The sequence below is a fragment of the Acidisarcina polymorpha genome, from assembly GCF_003330725.1.
Lineage (GTDB): Bacteria > Acidobacteriota > Terriglobia > Terriglobales > Acidobacteriaceae > Acidisarcina > Acidisarcina polymorpha.
This window is the reverse complement of record NZ_CP030840.1, coordinates 61907-77632: the sequence shown is the minus strand read 5'-3', so window position 1 is coordinate 77632 and position 15726 is coordinate 61907. Positions and strand designations below refer to the sequence as shown.

Here is a 15726-nt window from a genome sequence, read left to right as displayed (position 1 = left end):
TGGGGTTGGCCGACTCTCCCATTTGGCCGGCGCGGCTTGAAGGGGGCACACCTCATCAGTGCCTTCTATAACGAAGATTGACAAGCTTCGCTATAATGCTGAGGATCGTCGGAGGAGGTGCTTGCGTGAATATTTCGATTACTCCAGAGCTGGAGAGGTTCGTTGCGCTGAAGGTGGAATCCGGCCGGTACACCTCGGCCAGTGAAGTTGTGCGTGAAGCTTTGCGGTTGCTTGAACAGCAGGAGAATGCGCGCAACGCTCAACTCGCGGAGTTTAACCGCATTCTGGAGGAGCGGCTCGCGGCTTCCGATCGCGGCGAACTTGTCGATCCGCAAGCTGCGCGGGAGCGGTTGCGGCGTAAGTCGGAAGAGGCAAAGCGGCGCCGCGCTTGAAGCCCTTTAGCCTGAGCGTAGGTGCTTACCGGGACTTGGATGAGATTTGGGATTACATCGCGCGCAACAGCGCAGAAGCCGCAGACCGGTGGATCGATAGTTTGTATGAAGCCTTCGAGTTCGTCTCGCGGACGCCAGGATGTGGACATACCCGCGCCGATCTGACTGATAAGGACGTTCGGTTCTGGGCTTTTAAAACATACGTGATTCTTTATAGGGAGCGCGAGGACAGGGTGATTATCGAGGCGGTAACTCAGGGGTCGCGGCATGTTCCCTCATTCTTGAGCAAGCGCCAGGAATAATAACGATTAGCAAGCCGGATTTGTTTTTAGAATCGCGATGTTGGCTCACCCACTCAACAACAGAAGCCTCGAAAAAGGACCGGAGGGATTTGCTGAGGAATGGTCGATTTTCTTAAGAGAAGACTTCAGGTATTTGTTTCCTCCACGTTCAGTGACTTGAAGGAAGAGCGGCAGGCGGCCGTCGAGGCTATTCTGTCGGCTGGGCACATTCCGGCTGGAATGGAGCTTTTCGCTGCGGGCGATGAGTCTCAAATGGACGTTATCAGGCAGTGGATTGATGAGTCGGATGTCTACTTATTGATTCTCGGTGGCCGTTACGGGAGCGTCGAACCTAAGACCGAAAAGAGCTACACGCAGCTCGAATATGAATACGCACTTGAGTCAGGAAAGCCACTTTTCGCCTGCGTCGTAAATGAAGCCGCGATAGAAGGACGCGTGAAGGCGAATGGTAGGAGTGTCATCGAGACGGAAAACCCGCAACAACTAAAGCAATTTCGCGCTGATGTTCTGACGCGAGTCGTGAAGTTCTGGGAAGACACCAAGGACATCAAGATCGCGATCGCAGAAAAGCTCTCTGACTTCGCTCGACGAGAGGATCTGGTGGGCTGGGTGCGCCCAGAAAACGTAAATGTAGGAGCGCTGGCGGATGAGATTGCGCGTTTGAGTAAAGAGAATGCAGATTTACGTGCCGAGTTGAAGAAGTGGGCGGCAGAGGGCTCCGGGAATATCAGTTTTGATGAAATGCGGAAACTCTTAGCTGCTAAGGGACTCCTGGACTTTCTAGAGCGCTCTCGTTTGCAGCTAGGCCTTAATGGAATGACGGCATCGACCGGTGAGCAGCAACGAAATTGCCCTGAATTGTGTATTCTGGGGCTAATCACGACAGTCGCCATAGGCCACCCGCAACGTTACTCGCTAACGGAGCAGGACGCGGTTTTCTGAATCGGCTAGAGGTTGAGAAGTTAAAATCCCTGTCTTAGCTCTAAGGTCCGTCTTTCTACGCTTCCGCCCCATGGCACTTCTTGTATTTCTTTCCCGATCCGCAAGGGCAGAGATCGTTCCTCCCGACCTTTTCCCCGGTCCGGCGCTGGGCTACTTCGGAGCCGTTGCCGTTGGTTCCGGCCATTCTTGCCTGGTCGAGTTCGCGCTTCTTTTTGCGTTGGAACTCGGCCTCGATCTGGTCAATGGTGGTCGACGGCTGGCGAGTGGGGATCGGCACTGGAGAGGAAACAGCCGACCGGGCTGGCTGGACTGGCTGTGCGCCTACCGGTCTCTCGGCCACAGCGACTGCACCGCCCTGCGGCTCGAGCGCCGGACGGGAAGCAGAACTCGCAGCCGGCGCGGGTACGTTGATGACCGGGCGGGGACGGTTGCCAATCTGCACCGGCTGGCCGTCGGGTCCGATGATCTGCATCAGGAAGAGGAAGCGTACAGTGTCTTCCTGGAAGCGGTTCATCATCGATTCGAACATATCGAACGACTCGCGCTTGTAGGCGACGAGCGGATCCTGCTGGGCGTAGCCGCGAAGTCCGATGCCTTCCTTCAGGTGGTCCATCGACAACAGATGGTCTTTCCACAGACCATCGAGGACGCTCAGCATGATCATACGTTCGTGATAGCGCATCGCCGGCTCACCAATGATCTGTTCCTTGGCGGCATAGTGTTCCTTCAGTTTCTCGAAGAGCGTCTCGCCGAGTTCATGGCGATTCATCTGGGCGATGTCGATCTCTTCGGCTTCGAGATTGAGGCCAAACTGCGTAGCGAGCCGCTCCTTGATGCCGTTGAGGTTCCACTGATCGGGATGAAGTTTCTCCGGAGCGAACTCGTCGAGCATAATGCTGAGCAGGTTCGCAACGTAATCTTCGACGATGAGTTCCTTCTGATCGAGCCCTTTAAGCAGCGAGTTGCGCAGACCATAAACCGCTTCGCGCTGCTTGTTCATAACGTCGTCATACTCAAGAAGGTGCTTGCGAGACTCGAAGTTCTGGGCCTCGACTGCCTTTTGCGCGGCCTCAATGCGGCTGGAGATCATCTTCGACTCGATGGGTACGCCTTCTTCCATCCCAAGCCGTTGGAGCAGGGTTGAGACCCACTCCTTGGCGAAGATGCGCATTAGGTCGTCTTCGAGCGAGAGATAGAAACGAGACGAGCCGGGATCGCCTTGCCGGCCGGCACGGCCGCGAAGCTGGTTATCTATCCGGCGGCTCTCGTGTCGTTCGGTGCCGAGGATGTGCAAGCCGCCGGCTTCAATCACAGCGTCGTGATCTTTGGCAGAAGCAGCGGCGTGGATGGCGTAAGTTTTATCCCAATTCTCTTGGGTGGTTTCAAACTCCTGGCCCTCGTAGTAGAAGCGGAACATGCCGCTTGCCGCGGTCGGGTTGATTGCTCCTTCAGCAACGCTGATGGCGCGGGCAAGTCCTTTCTTGACCAGGTCGCGTTTAGCGACAAATTCAGCGTTGCCGCCGAGCAGAATATCGGTACCTCGGCCGGCCATATTGGTGGCGATGGTGACCTTCCCGTGCTGTCCCGCCTGGGCGACGATTTCTGCTTCCCGCTCGTGGAACTTTGCATTGAGCACGACGTGCTTCACCCCTTTGCGCTGCAGGATGCTTGAGAGCAGCTCGGATTTTTCAATCGAAGTCGTCCCGACGAGCACCGGCTGCTTGGCTTCGTGTAATTTCTCGATCTCATCGGCGACCGCGAAGTACTTTTCCTTGGCTGTCCGGAAGACGACGTCGGGGTTTTCGAGACGGCGCATCGGCTTGTTGGTCGGAATGACGACGATATCGAGCTTGTAGATCTTGTCGAACTCGGTGGCCTCCGTTTCGGCGGTGCCGGTCATGCCAGCCAGCTTTTTATACAGCCTGAAATAGTTTTGAAAGGTAATGGTGGCGAGCGTCTGGTCTTCCTTACGGATGGAGACCCCCTCCTTCGCCTCGACTGCCTGATGGAGGCCATCGGACCAGCGGCGACCGGCCATCAAACGCCCGGTGAATTCGTCGACGATGATGACTTCGCCGTCTTTGACAACGTATTGGACGTCACGCCGGTAGAGCGAGTGGGCCTTAATCGCTGTCTCGACATGATGCTTGAGGCTCCAGTTCTCGACGTCGGCGATGTTGCCGATGCCGAGCAGCCGCTCCACTTTCTCCCAGCCCTCATCGCTGACCGTAATGGAGCGGTGTTTTTCATCGACAACGTAGTCGCCGGTCAATATCTTGGTTTCGCCCTGCTCGATCTCTTCGCCGAGTTCCAGCTCGGGAATGATTTTGTTCACCCGCACGTAGTTGTCAGTGGTTTGATCGGTGGGACCGCTGATAATGAGCGGAGTGCGGGCCTCGTCAATAAGGATGGAGTCGACTTCGTCGACGATCGCGTAGTAATGGCCGCGCTGTACGCAGTCAGAGATATCGAACTTCATGTTGTCGCGAAGGTAGTCGAAGCCGAACTCGTTGTTGGTCCCGTAGGTGATGTCGGAAGCATAAGCGGCGCGGCGCTGGCTGTCGTCCAGGTCGTGGACGATGACACCGACGGTGAGGCCTAGGAACTCGTAGATCTTGCCCATCCACTCGGCGTCGCGCTTTGCCAGGTAGTCATTGACCGTCACGACGTGAACGCCGTGTCCGGCCAGAGCGTTCAAATAGCAGGAGAGCGTGGCGACCAGGGTCTTGCCTTCACCGGTCCGCATTTCGGCGATCTTGCCCTGGTGAAGCACCATGCCGCCGATCAATTGCACGTCGAAGTGACGCATGTTGAGGATGCGTCGTCCAGCCTCGCGAACTACTGCGAAGGCCTCCGGCAGGAGCTCGTCAAGCGCGGCCTTCTCCCCGGCGACAATATCTTCCTCATCGGTCAGCCCTTCAACTTTCGCCCGGATGCGGTTCTTGAACTCCTGAGTCTTGGCGCGAAGCTCTTCATCAGAGAGCCTTTGCAACTCCGGCTCGAGAGCGCGGATGGTCTCGACCATAGGCAGCAGTCGCTTGACCACCCGATCATTATTGGTGCCGAAGACTTTCGTCAGTACATTTCCGATCACTGTGATACTTCCTTGGGCCGTGTTTCGGCTGGGAGTTTGCCTGCGGCGCGAAGGCCGGCGAGACGCAACCTTCTCTTAGTTTATTCGAGTCTGGGAGGGAAGTGCGATGGGATGTGGCGAACGCGGCGGGAAATGCGATTATTTCATGAGAAGCACAGATGGCGTTAGGCACTGCAAATCAGCTTTGGGGGGGCCTTTTCTGAAGGAAAAGGGGCCGCCGAGGTCGGTTCTTCACATTCCAACAACAATACTTCTGCTCTAACTCTGCTTCTCGATGTTATCGAGGCGGGCATCATGCTGTCCGAGGGTCCGATAGAACTGCTCGAATTCGCGATGCATTTCACTGCGGAGGTTGGCGAGGTCGCCGCGCACATCCTTAATTTCGGTGCGCACGTCCCTGATTTCGTTACGCACATCCCTCATTTCACTGCGCACGTCCCCAAGTTCACTGCGTACATCCTGAATTTCGTTACCTACGACCTTAATTTCTTCGCGAACGTCCTTGAAGTTGTTCTCGAGACGGTCCAATCGGCCGTCCAGGCGCGTCTCCACACGGACTAAAGCCTGATTATTGAAGAAGATTCCACCCAGGATCGTGATCAGCGGTACTCCAACAACAATGACGTCGTGCATGTTGTGTTTCCCTTTTGACCGAGTATAGAGGACTTCAAGAAGAAATTCGGGCTCGGAAGCCGGTACGGGAAGGTGGAGTGCTGTTTTGGAGCAGGTCCGCCAGATGCAAATAACGTTGAGCTTTGGCGACATCCTGCATGATCTGGTGTTTGAGGGCTTCCGGAGAAGGAAATTTGCGCTCTTCGCGGAGGCGATGGATAAAAGTCAGCTCGAGAGGAGTTTCCGGGAGCAGGTTGACTGGGTGAAAGTTCAAGAGATAGCTCTCAACCGCATAGGAATCTTCGCCGAAGGTGGGCCGAGTGCCGGCGTTGGTGACCGCATCGAACTCCTCTTCGCCGATCTTCATCCGGGTCACGTAGACGCCGTCGGCGGGAAGAAGTTCGTCATAGGGCGCAAGGTTGATGGTCGGAACGGTCAGGCGGCGGCCGATGGCGCGGCCTGAGGCCGGCGTGGAATGGATGCTAAAGGGACGTCCGAGGAGGGCGCGGGCGAGCGTCATGTTCCCGCTCTGGATCGCTTCGCGTACCCTGCTGCTACTGACCTGAATGCCGCGAATGTAGCGGGGGGAGAAGATCTGCACGCGGAAGCCTTGATCGTGGCCGAGCGCTATCAAGTCGGCGGCCTGAGACTGGGCGCGATAGCCGAAGCGGAAGTTATCGCCCTCATGAACTTCGGCGGCGTGGAGAGCGTCACGGAGGACGGCAGCGACAAAATCCGGACCGGACATCTTGCAAAGCTCATCATTGAAAGGGAGCACCAGGGTCGCGTCGATCCCAGAGGCACGAAGCAATTCCAGACGTTCCGTCATTGGCGTGATCAGCTTGGGAGCGCCGATCGGCCGAAGTAAACGGGACGGATGAGGATCGAAAGTGACGGCCACGGATTTTGCGGATAGCTCGTGTGCGCGGCGGCTAATCTCCGCAAGCAGCCATTGGTGGGCGCAGTGAACTCCGTCGAAGTTGCCGATGCTGACCACTGTCGGGCCGAAGCTGGACGGAATCTCGGGGAGAGCGCGAAAGATATCCATGATTCAGAGCTCAACGGGGATGATAAGGCCGTCATAGGCGAGACGTATGTGCGGAGGCAATTTAGCGTCGATCTCGGCGTGGAGGATTTCGTGCGACATGTGAGTGAACCAGGCCTGACGCGCTCCGATCTTGTCGACCCAAGCGATGGCTTCTTCGATATTGGCATGGCTGGGATGGTGACGTTCGCGGAGAGCGTCGATAACCACCACCTCGACCCCCCTGAGAAGAGAAAGGCTGGAGTCGGGAATGGCATTCATATCGGTGAGATAAGCGGCGTTGCCGAAGCGATAGCCGCCCGTTTCTAGAGGGCCATGGAGGAGGGGGATTCGCTGAAACTCGACGCCGCAGAGGTTCACGCAAGCTTCGCCATTCAGACGGTTGAGTCGAACCCGGGCACGCAGTTTGTACTGAGAATCCTCAGAAAAGGTGTAATCGAAGATCGTTTCGAGGATTCGGGCGGTGGGATCGTCAGCATACAGGGGAATCTTGCCGGTGTGCTTGAAACTGAGCGGACGAAGGTCGTCCATGCCGAGGATGTGATCGGCGTGGGAATGCGTATAGAGGACGGCGTCTACGTCTCCGATCCCATAATTTAGCGCCTGCGTGCGGAAATCCGGGCCGGTGTCGATGATGACGTGGTGGCCATTCCAGACGACCGCCGCCGAGGGACGTAGACGTTTGTCGCGAGGATCGGTTGAGGTGCAGACGCGACACTCGCAGCCAAGGGTCGGAACGCCCATGGAGGTACCGCTGCCGAGGATGATGAGAGATGCCTGCATGGAGGGGAACGGATGGGAGATGCGCCCAAGTTCAAGGGTCGAATTCTTGGGCCGCTCTAGACGACTATACAATCCTTCGCGGAAACGAAAAACGAGGTGAGGGCTACGGGAGGAACCGGCTCTGGAAAGAAAGCGCCGGACGCTCGATGCGCCGGCGCTTTCGTTGTGCCTACTTGCGAAGGTTCGAGCCAGGCAAAGATTAGAAGTTAAACTTCGCCCAGAGCCGCAGCACCCGCCCTTGTGCCAGTGGCCCGTTGTTGACGTTGGATCGAGCGACAGACGGGTTGAGGAAGGTGGAGCCGCCTACGCCCAGGAGATTGAGATCAAGCGGTTCTACGTTGTTATGGTTCCCGACGTCTTGGGCCTCGACACGGAATTGGAACTCGGCCCCTTCGAGTTTGGTGAAGGATGCCGAGATGTCCTTCTCGACAGCCAGGTTCCAATATTGGACACCGGGCTGACGGAAACTGTCGCGGCCGACGTTGCCGGATTGGGTCGGAATGAGGAAATGTACGGCATTCGGATCGACGGGATTGAGAGTTCCAGCGGTGTTATTGATCCCAAGATCATAGTAGACGCCGGGGGTGGGGTTCGCACCGGTGACCGCGTCTGGTCCCAGGTAAGCGCCATCAATGCCGATGGAGGTGTACGGCGCCTTCGCATTGCTGAGGACCGGCCGATCGTTGGCGGCGCTGCCGTCTTGGTTGGTGTCGATCCCGGAGAGGGACCAGGTGCTTGGGGGACCTGACTGCAGAACGGTGTCGCCCGAGATGGTCCAATGGCTGGTGATCAGCGATAGGATGTGTTCCCGGTTATAACCGGGAATCTGGTAGACATATTGCACCGCGAAGTAGTGGGTGTGGTCGTAGGCCGAGGGACTCCACTCCGCGGCGCGTCCACCGGGCGCCAGGTTCGCAGCGTAGGACGTCGACTGGTTGAAGAGCGTGAATACCTCGGAGCCGTCATCCATGGACTTGCTGTAGGTATAGCTCGCGTTGATCAGGAAGTTATGGGTGAACTCGTGCGAGGCGTTGAGCTCCAACGCGTGATAGATCGAATCCGCAAAGTTGCCACGGGCATTGATCACTCCGCGATTCGGGTTCAAACGTTCCCCGGTGTTGGGGTCGAAGTAGTTGTATTGCTGATTGGCAAACAGCTTCTCTGCCCGCACACCAACGTAGTTAGCGGTGAGTTTGACGTTCGACGGTAGTTGTCTCTCGAAGCCCAGATTCCATTGGTAAGTCTGCGGATTGACAAGGTTGTTCACAACGCTGGTAACAGTAGAGGAAGGATCAACGACCGGGGAGAGGGTACCGATGAGAGACGAGGCTCCCGTTAACCCGCGGCCCGTCGTTGAGATTGCTTGAGGGGAAGAAATGTTCGGGGCGGAAGCTTGTGAATTGTCAACAATGTTAGTGAAGACGCTGTCGTAAAAAATCCCGAAGCCAGCGTGATAGACGGACTTGTCGCGACCAAACCACCCAGCGCCGTGAGGAGCATAGGCGATGCCGATGCGCGGAGCAATGTTGTTGTAGTCCTCATTGACTTTGATTCGGGTATTGATGGGAGCGGTCAGATTGTTGGGATCGAGGGCAGGGTACTGCAAAGAGTTTTCGGGGTTTGCCCGATATTCGTACCGGACGCCGAGGTTCATCGTGAACTCAGGGCTGAACTTGATATCGTCCTGCGCGAAATAAGCCTGGTTGTAGGAGTGGGGATCAACCCGGTTGCTGCCGATATCAATGGTCGCAGTGCCGGAAGGACCAAGGTAATTATCGATGTAATTGCCCAGGTCACTGTAGCCGCCTCCCGACTGGAAAGTCAGTGTGCCATAAAAATCAAATGGCACTTTATCGATGATGATCTCTCTCCCTACGTCGGCCCCTGCACGAAGGGTGTGCATTCCGTGCGTCCAGGTGATGGTGTCCTGGCCCTGGTAGATGTCCTGGGCGCTTCCTTGGGGATAGCCGCTTGGGGCGCCGATGTTTGGAAATCCGGCTTGTTGTTCTGCGAAGAGTGTGACCGTAGGCGTGATGGCGAGGGGATTGGCGAGAGTTGCAGGAGCGAAGTCGAAGCCTCCGTTGGTGCGCAGTTCGGAGACGCGGAACTCATTCAGAAGCCGGGGTGAAAAGACGTGGGTCCAGGTGCCGGCGAATTGCTCTGAGGTAAAGGCCTGGATCGTATCGAAGCCGGGAAGAGACGTCGCGTTGGTGAAGAAGTCGGGAGATAGACTGGTGCGGTCGTGCAGGTAGCGAATGTAGAGAGTGTCATTGGGGCGCGGGAGCCAGTCGATGCGGTAGGCCCACTGCGTGTCCGGGGAGCTTTGGGGAACCGGCGGCCTTTGGAATTGACCAAAGGTTACCGCGGGTCGGGGATTCCCCAGGGCATCGGGGCCCAGATTCACGGTCGTGGTGCCCTGACTCGTGATCTGACTGAAACTTTGCAGGTAAGTTCCTTCATCGAGCAGGCCGAGGAGGGTCGCGGCGTTCGGGTACTGCGGGCTGAGCGCCTGGAGGGTCGCGATTCCGCCGGCGTCCGGAAGCAGGTTGACGGCGGCGGTTTCATTTCCGTAGATCCGCGACCACTGGCCGGATCCGAAGCCGAAGACCTTCTGCTTGTAGATCGGACCACCGATCGAAAAGCCGATCTGATGCTCGTTGAAACGGGCTTTTAGTCCGTGTGTATGGGGCAGTTGACGCTGCTGGCCATCCAGAGCGTTGAGGCCTGATCCTGAATAAAGCTCCCAGGCTCCGCCGTGGAATTTGCTGGTTCCGCTCTTCGTAACCATGTTGATGATGCCGCCGCCTGCTCCGCCATATTCGGCCGCCGCGGAGTTGGTGATCACGCTGACCGAATCGAAGATCGCCGGCAATTGCGGCTGGAGGGCCTGACCAGCGATGCCGGGGTCGTTGATCTCCTGGCCGTCGATCAAGAAGTTGTTGGCCCGCGGCCTGGAGCCGTTGACCTGCACGGACACCCCATTGCCAAGGTTGCCTTGGTCCACCAGCTGAACGCCTGGGGAGGCATAGGCCAATTCGATTGCATTTAGGCTGAAGATTGGCAGGTTATTGATTACTGCCGAGCCGATGTTCTGCGAGAGCTGGGCATTTTCGGTGTTGATAAGGTTGGTTTGGGCTTGCACTGCCACGGTTTCCGAAGTTCCGCCAACATTCAACACCACGTCGAAGTTCGTGTACGTTGAGGGCGCGACATTCAAGTGCGCAACCTTTTTTTCCTCGAATCCCGTCGCTGTCAGGTCAAGCGAGTAGCTTCCCGGGGCTATGGCATCAACGCGATACTCTCCACTAGGGTTGCTGGTCAGCTGACGGGTCTCGCCGGTCGCCTCGTTGGTCAAGCTGATGGTTGCGTTCGCAACCACGGCTCCAGAGGTGTCCCGCACGACTCCGACAAGATTGCCCTTGCTGGTCTGTGCGAAGACGAGGGATGGTGTACTTAGCGCCAGGGCCGCCAGAAGGGGAAGGGCTGCTGTCAAAATTCTATTTCGCATAATCTCCTTTAATACGGATCGCGCCGAAAATCAGGCGGCGGACGTCATAGCAGCGATCGATGTTGGGAGCGTTCCAACCGAGGAAGAAGGAGCAGTCAGTAGCTTTAGCTCGGCCGGTCGCGGACTATCTGGATGTAGATTCCAAGCAATAAATCACTGAAGAAGCAATTGAAGTGCCAAGTCCACCGTTCGTGATGTCTGACGAGAGATGCGCATTCCTGGACGCTTTCAAGTCTTTTCGCCCCGCGAAGCGACTCTGATTCGGCGGTCCGTTATGGAAAGTGGGAGATCTTTCTACGCAAAATGGGAAAGTCTGGAGCTCGGAATGCCATTCAACAGCTGACATTCCAAGCCAAGGAGAGACGCCTTACTGAGTTCCCGATGCCGGGTAGAGCTAACGAGAGAGATTCGGCTTCGGCTTCACCGCCTGGGCGGCGATGGAATTGGTGATTTCGAGGAACATCATGCGGAGGTTGAAGAGCGCCGTCTGAAGGAGCTTTTCTTCGCGATCGGTCAGGTTGCCCTTGGTCTTGTCGACCAGGACGGCAAGCATGTCGATCGATTGGCGTGCTCCGATGATGTCGACGCGAGGCTTCTGGCCGGGCTCGGCGGCAGCGCCCATGGCGATGACCGCGGAGAGGTAGAACGATTGAACGACCTGCTCGAAATCGATCTCGGCTGATGGAGGCGCGCCGGGATTCGCCTGGCGAATCATCTCATCGAGCTGACCGGAAGACTTCTGGTAGGCGGCGTGCTGGTCGGCGCTCTCCTGGCTAGTGGGGAGAGGGCCGAGTTCGTCTTCGATAGAGGAATCGGCCACGCCGGCTTCGACCAGGTCCGACTCCGGGCCATCCCCGTCGAGGGCTTCATCGAGCGGATCGGGATCGACATCGAGGGCCTCGCCCTCGAGGGTAGCTGCGCCCGGAGTCGCGGCAGGCAGCGGCTCGGAAGGAGCGGCGGGAATTACGTGGACCTCTTCGTCGGTGCTGGCGGTGGAGGGGTCGCGGAGCTCTCCGTCAAGAGTGAATTTGCGGCGGTCAGTCACGGTAAAGGTGCTCTGTTGCTCAGACATGATGTTTTCCAAATTTCTGCGATCGCGGTGAAGCTGGTTGAGGAAGAGAACAAGAAGTTGCTGGAGCTCCGGAGATCATGATCGAGGCAATGCTGGCAGATGGTCGAGAACGGTGGCCATACCGCCAGTGTATTCGAGTGATGCTTTTCGTTCGAGGGCTTCGGTGCGGATGAAACCCAGTGCGAGAGTTGCGCTTAAACCGGGCAGGCGAATGGCGGCGATGCTGGTGAGTTGCCCGAGTGACGACGTGTCGCCAGCTGCAAGGATATCGGTCGGCGCCGTCGGAGTTTCCCCATGGAGTTCGAGTTGGCGCAGGTAGCGGTGGACGGTGGCCCGGGAGCGAATCCGTTCGACGATTTCCTGGCCGAGATAGCAGCCCTTAGTGAAGTTGAGAGCGCGAGTCTGGGAGGTTTCCTGGGCCAGATAGCGATCGTTAAAGTCGATCCCATAACGGGGAATACCCTCAAGAACGCGAAGACTCTCAAGAGTCTCGATGCCGATCGGCTTGGCTCCGGCGGCGATCAGAGATTTCCAGAGAGCGGCCGTATGATCGGGTGAAAACCAGATCTCATACCGCGGGATGAGGGGGCTATACGCGTGGAGCAGGGTGACCGCATGGCCAGCGATGCTCGTCTCGACGAATTGCAGGGGAGCGAGCCCCGAGGCACTGAGCCCGAGACTATCGAGCATGGCTGCGGCCTGTGGCCCAGCCAAACCAATTCCGCTGGTGACCTCGTCTAACGGGCGAAGCTCTACGTCATCCATAATGATGAAGTGGTCAAGGTGGGCGAGCAGTCGGGCGGCCTGGGAGCGATCGGTATCGAGGAGCAAGGAATCGGAGGTGCGATAGATGTAGGCGTCACCCTGGATGCGTCCCTGGGCGTTGAGAATGAAGTTATAGTTGCCGCTTCCCTCCGGCAGGGTCTGAACAGCATTCGAGACCATGCCGTTGAGCCAGCGGAGGCGGTCTTCGCCGGTGACTCGGATGCGGGTGCGATAGCCGGAGTCAAAGATTGCGACGCCGGTCGCGGCGGCAGCGATTTCCTCGTCGGTCGAGGAGAAATTTCCCGGCGTGAGTGCGCCGGCGTGCATCCGAAGCGTCAGATGAGGAGATTCACCCTGCAGCAGGTTGGCCAGCGGGGTTGGGGCTGCGGTGGTTTCGGGGATCAACGTCGCTGATTCGCTCATAGGAGCCACTCTTGACGATTATAGCTTCGGTCATGGGACAGGCCTGCAGTTTCGAAGGAATGATGGGATGGATGGCGGCCCGTGAGGCGAATGCGGCTGGCAGGAAGTCGAAGGGACGGAATAGACGTGAAGCGGATGGCATTGAGATGGTTCGGTTTGGCTTGGCTGGCAGTCGGAATAGTTGTCTGTGGTGCGCAGACTGCCCCGACGGCACCGAAGCCGGGAGAAGGTCCGGCGTCGGGCGTCCCGCAGGACAACCCCGATAACGGGAAGAAAACGCCAGAGACACACTTAACTCCCGCCCAGGCGAAAGAACTCTTCCGCTCAGTGGACGATATTCTGCATTTTGCTTCGAGCGATTCGAAGCTGCCGGTGAAGCATGAGGTAAAACGCAAGCTGCAGACACGGACCTCGGTCGAGAAATATGTCGTCGACAAATTCAATGACGACGAAGATGCGAAGCGGATGCAGCGTTCCGAGATTGTGCTGAAGAAGTTTGGGCTACTTGACCGTGACTTTCAGCTGAAGCCTTTTCTGGTAAGTTTGCTCACCGAACAAATTGCCGGCTACTACGACAGCAAGACAAAGACGGTGAACCTGTTGGATTGGATCGCGCCGGATTCGCAGAAGCCGGTGTTGGCGCATGAGCTTACCCATGCCTTACAGGATCAGCATGTCGACCTGGATAGCTGGGAGAATAAGTCGCTGTCCGATGTATCGAAAAATGTGGAGGACGATAACAAGCACCTCGCTGTCGATGAAGTCGACACAGCGCGCGAGGCGGTGCTTGAGGGCCAGGCGATGGCGGTCTTCGTGGATTATTCCTTGAAAGGCTCGGGAAAGACGCTTCTGACTTCGCCGAACGTTGCAGGAAGTCTAAACGAGGATCTGACGGATAATTCAGACTCGCCGGTAATGGCGCGAGCTCCGCTGTTGCTGCAGGAATCGCTGCTTTTTCCTTACCGCGAGGGCTTGAACTTCGAACAGGTGCTGATGAAAGATAAGGGTCTGACGGAAGCCTTCGCTGGGGTGTTGGACCGACCTCCATCAACCAGCTTCGAGATTTTGAATCCCAAGAGTTATGAGCGGCAGGCCAAGGTGCCGCTGCTGCAGATGCCGGATGTTCATGGATTGCTCGACAATCAATATGCGCCGTACGACATCGGGGTGATGGGCGCGCTTGACGTGCGGATTCTGACCGAACTTTTTGCCGGGGAGGATGCCGCGGTGGCGCTCACACCGCAGTGGGATGGCGGCATTTACTATGCTGCCCAGAGCAAGATGGCGAAGACTCCGGAACAGAAGGCTGAGACCGGTTCGGTAGCGCTGATGTATTTGTCCGCGTGGAAGAGTCCCGATGCGGCGAAGACGTTTGCGGCGATTTACGCTGAGGAATTGGGGCGGAAATACTCCGGGGTCAAGCGGCAGCAGGAGCTGGAGTCGAATGGCGAACAAATCTACCAGACGAACGAGGGTCCGGTGCTGATCGCGTTGAATGGTAATCAGGTATTCACCAGTGAGAGTTTTGAGTTAGGTCTTGCGCATAAGCTCGAGTTCCTGATGGAGGGCGCGCAATCGAACGGCAATTTACAGACCGCGCAAACGACCCCTGGTGCGAAGGAATTGAGTGGCGCGATCGTGCATGTCTTCGCAAATTGCGGGCTCATGCGGGTGGGGATGCCGCACTAAAGCAGAAGCAAGAGCGGTTGGAGCGCGCTGAGCATGTCTTTAAAGCACGATGCCTGAGCAGGTATCCTTATGCCTTAGCAGGAAGATCCTGCCACGCGGGAAGCTATGGTCTGGGGCCGTATCTCTGCTCCCAAGATGCCTACCGTTTATACTCACCGAGTACACCTAATTTCTAAAGAAATGAGCGTCCCGGTGTCGGGAGCGCGGTGGAGTGTGGTTTGCAAGAAGCAGAAATCGGCATTATCGGGGGCAGCGGGCTGTATTCCATGCCTGGCCTGACGAACGTTAGAGAACAGCGTATTACAACGCCTTTTGGCGATCCGTCCGACGCCTTTGTTCTGGGCAGTCTAGCCGGACGTAAAGTAGCTTTCCTCTCCCGCCATGGACGTGGCCACCTGCTGCTTCCCTCGGAGCTCAACTTTCGCGCCAATGTCTATGGGATGAAGAAGCTTGGTGTGGAGCGGATCCTGTCGGTCTCGGCGGTGGGCTCGTTGAAGGAAGAGCATAAGCCGACGGACTTTGTGATTCCCGACCAGTTCATTGACCGGACATTTCATCGAGAGTCGACTTTCTTTGGCAATGGCATAGTGGGTCATATCGCTTTCGGCGACCCGGTATGTGCGGTAGTTGGCCAGGCAATCGCCACTGCCTGCGAGAGCGTCGGCGTGGTTGGAAAGCGCGGCGGCACCTACGTCTGTATGGAGGGGCCGCAGTTCTCTACCCGAGCGGAGTCAAACCTCTACCGCAGCTGGGGGGCGGACGTGATTGGCATGACCAATCTGCAGGAAGCCAAACTCGCGCGCGAGGCGGAAATCTGCTACGCGACGATGGCCATGGTCACCGATTATGACTGCTGGCATGAAAGCCACGACGCGGTGACGGTCGAGCAAGTGATTGCCGTCCTGAATCAGAATGCAGCCAATGCGAGCAAGGTGGTGGCGGCGGCCGTGGCGGCCATCCCCGCCGAGCGGAATTGTGCGTGTGGAAGCGCGCTCCAGTATGCGATCCTCACCAGTCCGCCGGCGATCTCTCCAGCTGCTCATGAGAAGCTAGATTTATTGTTGGGCAAATACTTTCGTGTGAAGAGCGAGGCTTAATC

Annotated in this window: 12 protein-coding genes; 5 read left to right on the top strand and 7 right to left on the bottom strand. The window is 57.3% G+C overall.

The genetic code is table 11. From position 1 onward, the window contains the following. Positions 1 to 125: 125 nt before the first annotated feature. From ACPOL_RS00390 to ACPOL_RS00380, 3 genes are all read left to right on the top strand, one after another. Positions 126 to 392 carry a type II toxin-antitoxin system ParD family antitoxin gene (locus tag ACPOL_RS00390; protein ID WP_114205301.1) on the top strand — a complete coding sequence of 89 codons (267 nt, stop codon included), beginning with the start codon at positions 126 to 128 and terminating at the stop codon, positions 390 to 392. Beyond that, the gene (locus ACPOL_RS00385) at positions 389 to 694 is read left to right on the top strand and encodes a type II toxin-antitoxin system RelE/ParE family toxin (RefSeq protein ID WP_114205300.1); all 306 of its coding nucleotides are present in this window, start codon (positions 389 to 391) and stop codon (positions 692 to 694) included. The genes ACPOL_RS00390 and ACPOL_RS00385 overlap by 4 nt, the downstream gene beginning before the upstream one ends. A 99-nt stretch (positions 695 to 793) precedes the next feature. Further along, positions 794 to 1636, top strand: a complete 843-nt coding sequence (locus ACPOL_RS00380) for a DUF4062 domain-containing protein (protein ID WP_114205299.1) — start codon at positions 794 to 796, stop codon at positions 1634 to 1636. A gap of 55 nt (positions 1637 to 1691) precedes the next feature. Here the strand turns inward: ACPOL_RS00380 and secA are convergent, their stop codons facing one another. The 7 genes from secA to ygfZ all read right to left on the bottom strand — a co-directional run bounded on the left by secA (position 1692) and on the right by ygfZ (position 12938). Continuing rightward, positions 1692 to 4730, bottom strand: coding sequence for a preprotein translocase subunit SecA (secA, locus tag ACPOL_RS00375; protein ID WP_114205298.1), 3039 nt, complete (start codon positions 4728 to 4730; stop codon positions 1692 to 1694). A gap of 258 nt (positions 4731 to 4988) precedes the next feature. Further along, positions 4989 to 5363, bottom strand: a complete 375-nt coding sequence (locus ACPOL_RS00370) for a hypothetical protein (protein WP_114205297.1) — start codon at positions 5361 to 5363, stop codon at positions 4989 to 4991. Positions 5364 to 5397: 34 nt separating this feature from the next. Then, positions 5398 to 6390, bottom strand: a complete 993-nt coding sequence (locus ACPOL_RS00365; protein WP_114205296.1) for a bifunctional riboflavin kinase/FAD synthetase — start codon at positions 6388 to 6390, stop codon at positions 5398 to 5400. Positions 6391 to 6393: 3 nt separating this feature from the next. Then, entirely contained in the window at positions 6394 to 7242 is an 849-nt protein-coding gene (locus ACPOL_RS00360) for an MBL fold metallo-hydrolase (protein ID WP_338026730.1), read from the bottom strand. A gap of 127 nt (positions 7243 to 7369) precedes the next feature. Beyond that, the gene (locus ACPOL_RS00355) at positions 7370 to 10678 is read right to left on the bottom strand and encodes a TonB-dependent receptor (RefSeq protein WP_114205294.1); all 3309 of its coding nucleotides are present in this window, start codon (positions 10676 to 10678) and stop codon (positions 7370 to 7372) included. A gap of 394 nt (positions 10679 to 11072) precedes the next feature. Then, positions 11073 to 11750 (bottom strand): DUF1844 domain-containing protein, encoded by a 678-nt coding sequence (locus tag ACPOL_RS00350; RefSeq protein WP_114205293.1) that lies wholly within the window; start codon positions 11748 to 11750, stop codon positions 11073 to 11075. Positions 11751 to 11825: 75 nt separating this feature from the next. After that, a complete protein-coding gene (gene ygfZ, locus ACPOL_RS00345; RefSeq protein ID WP_114205292.1) occupies positions 11826 to 12938 on the bottom strand; it encodes a CAF17-like 4Fe-4S cluster assembly/insertion protein YgfZ in 1113 nt (370 codons plus the stop codon). 135 nt (positions 12939 to 13073) lie between these two features. Between ygfZ and ACPOL_RS00340 the strand changes: the two genes are divergently transcribed. Continuing rightward, positions 13074 to 14627, top strand: coding sequence for a hypothetical protein (locus tag ACPOL_RS00340; protein ID WP_114205291.1), 1554 nt, complete (start codon positions 13074 to 13076; stop codon positions 14625 to 14627). Between the two features lie 218 nt (positions 14628 to 14845). Next, entirely contained in the window at positions 14846 to 15724 is an 879-nt protein-coding gene (gene mtnP / locus ACPOL_RS00335) for an S-methyl-5'-thioadenosine phosphorylase (RefSeq protein ID WP_114205290.1), read from the top strand. The last annotated feature ends 2 nt before the right edge of the window (positions 15725 to 15726 follow it).

Excerpts from the sequence above, each read along its gene's own strand:
- ACPOL_RS00380 (WP_114205299.1), top strand. The coding sequence starts at position 794 with ATGGTCGATTTTCTTAAGAGAAGACTTCAGGTATTTGTTTCCTCCACG.
- ACPOL_RS00370 (WP_114205297.1), bottom strand. The coding sequence starts at position 5,363 with ATGCACGACGTCATTGTTGTTGGAGTACCGCTGATCACGATCCTGGGT.
- ACPOL_RS00365 (WP_114205296.1), bottom strand. The coding sequence starts at position 6,390 with ATGGATATCTTTCGCGCTCTCCCCGAGATTCCGTCCAGCTTCGGCCCG.
- ACPOL_RS00355 (WP_114205294.1), bottom strand. The coding sequence starts at position 10,678 with ATGCGAAATAGAATTTTGACAGCAGCCCTTCCCCTTCTGGCGGCCCTG.
- ACPOL_RS00350 (WP_114205293.1), bottom strand. The coding sequence starts at position 11,750 with ATGTCTGAGCAACAGAGCACCTTTACCGTGACTGACCGCCGCAAATTC.
- ygfZ (WP_114205292.1), bottom strand. The coding sequence starts at position 12,938 with ATGAGCGAATCAGCGACGTTGATCCCCGAAACCACCGCAGCCCCAACC.
- ACPOL_RS00340 (WP_114205291.1), top strand. The coding sequence starts at position 13,074 with ATGGCATTGAGATGGTTCGGTTTGGCTTGGCTGGCAGTCGGAATAGTT.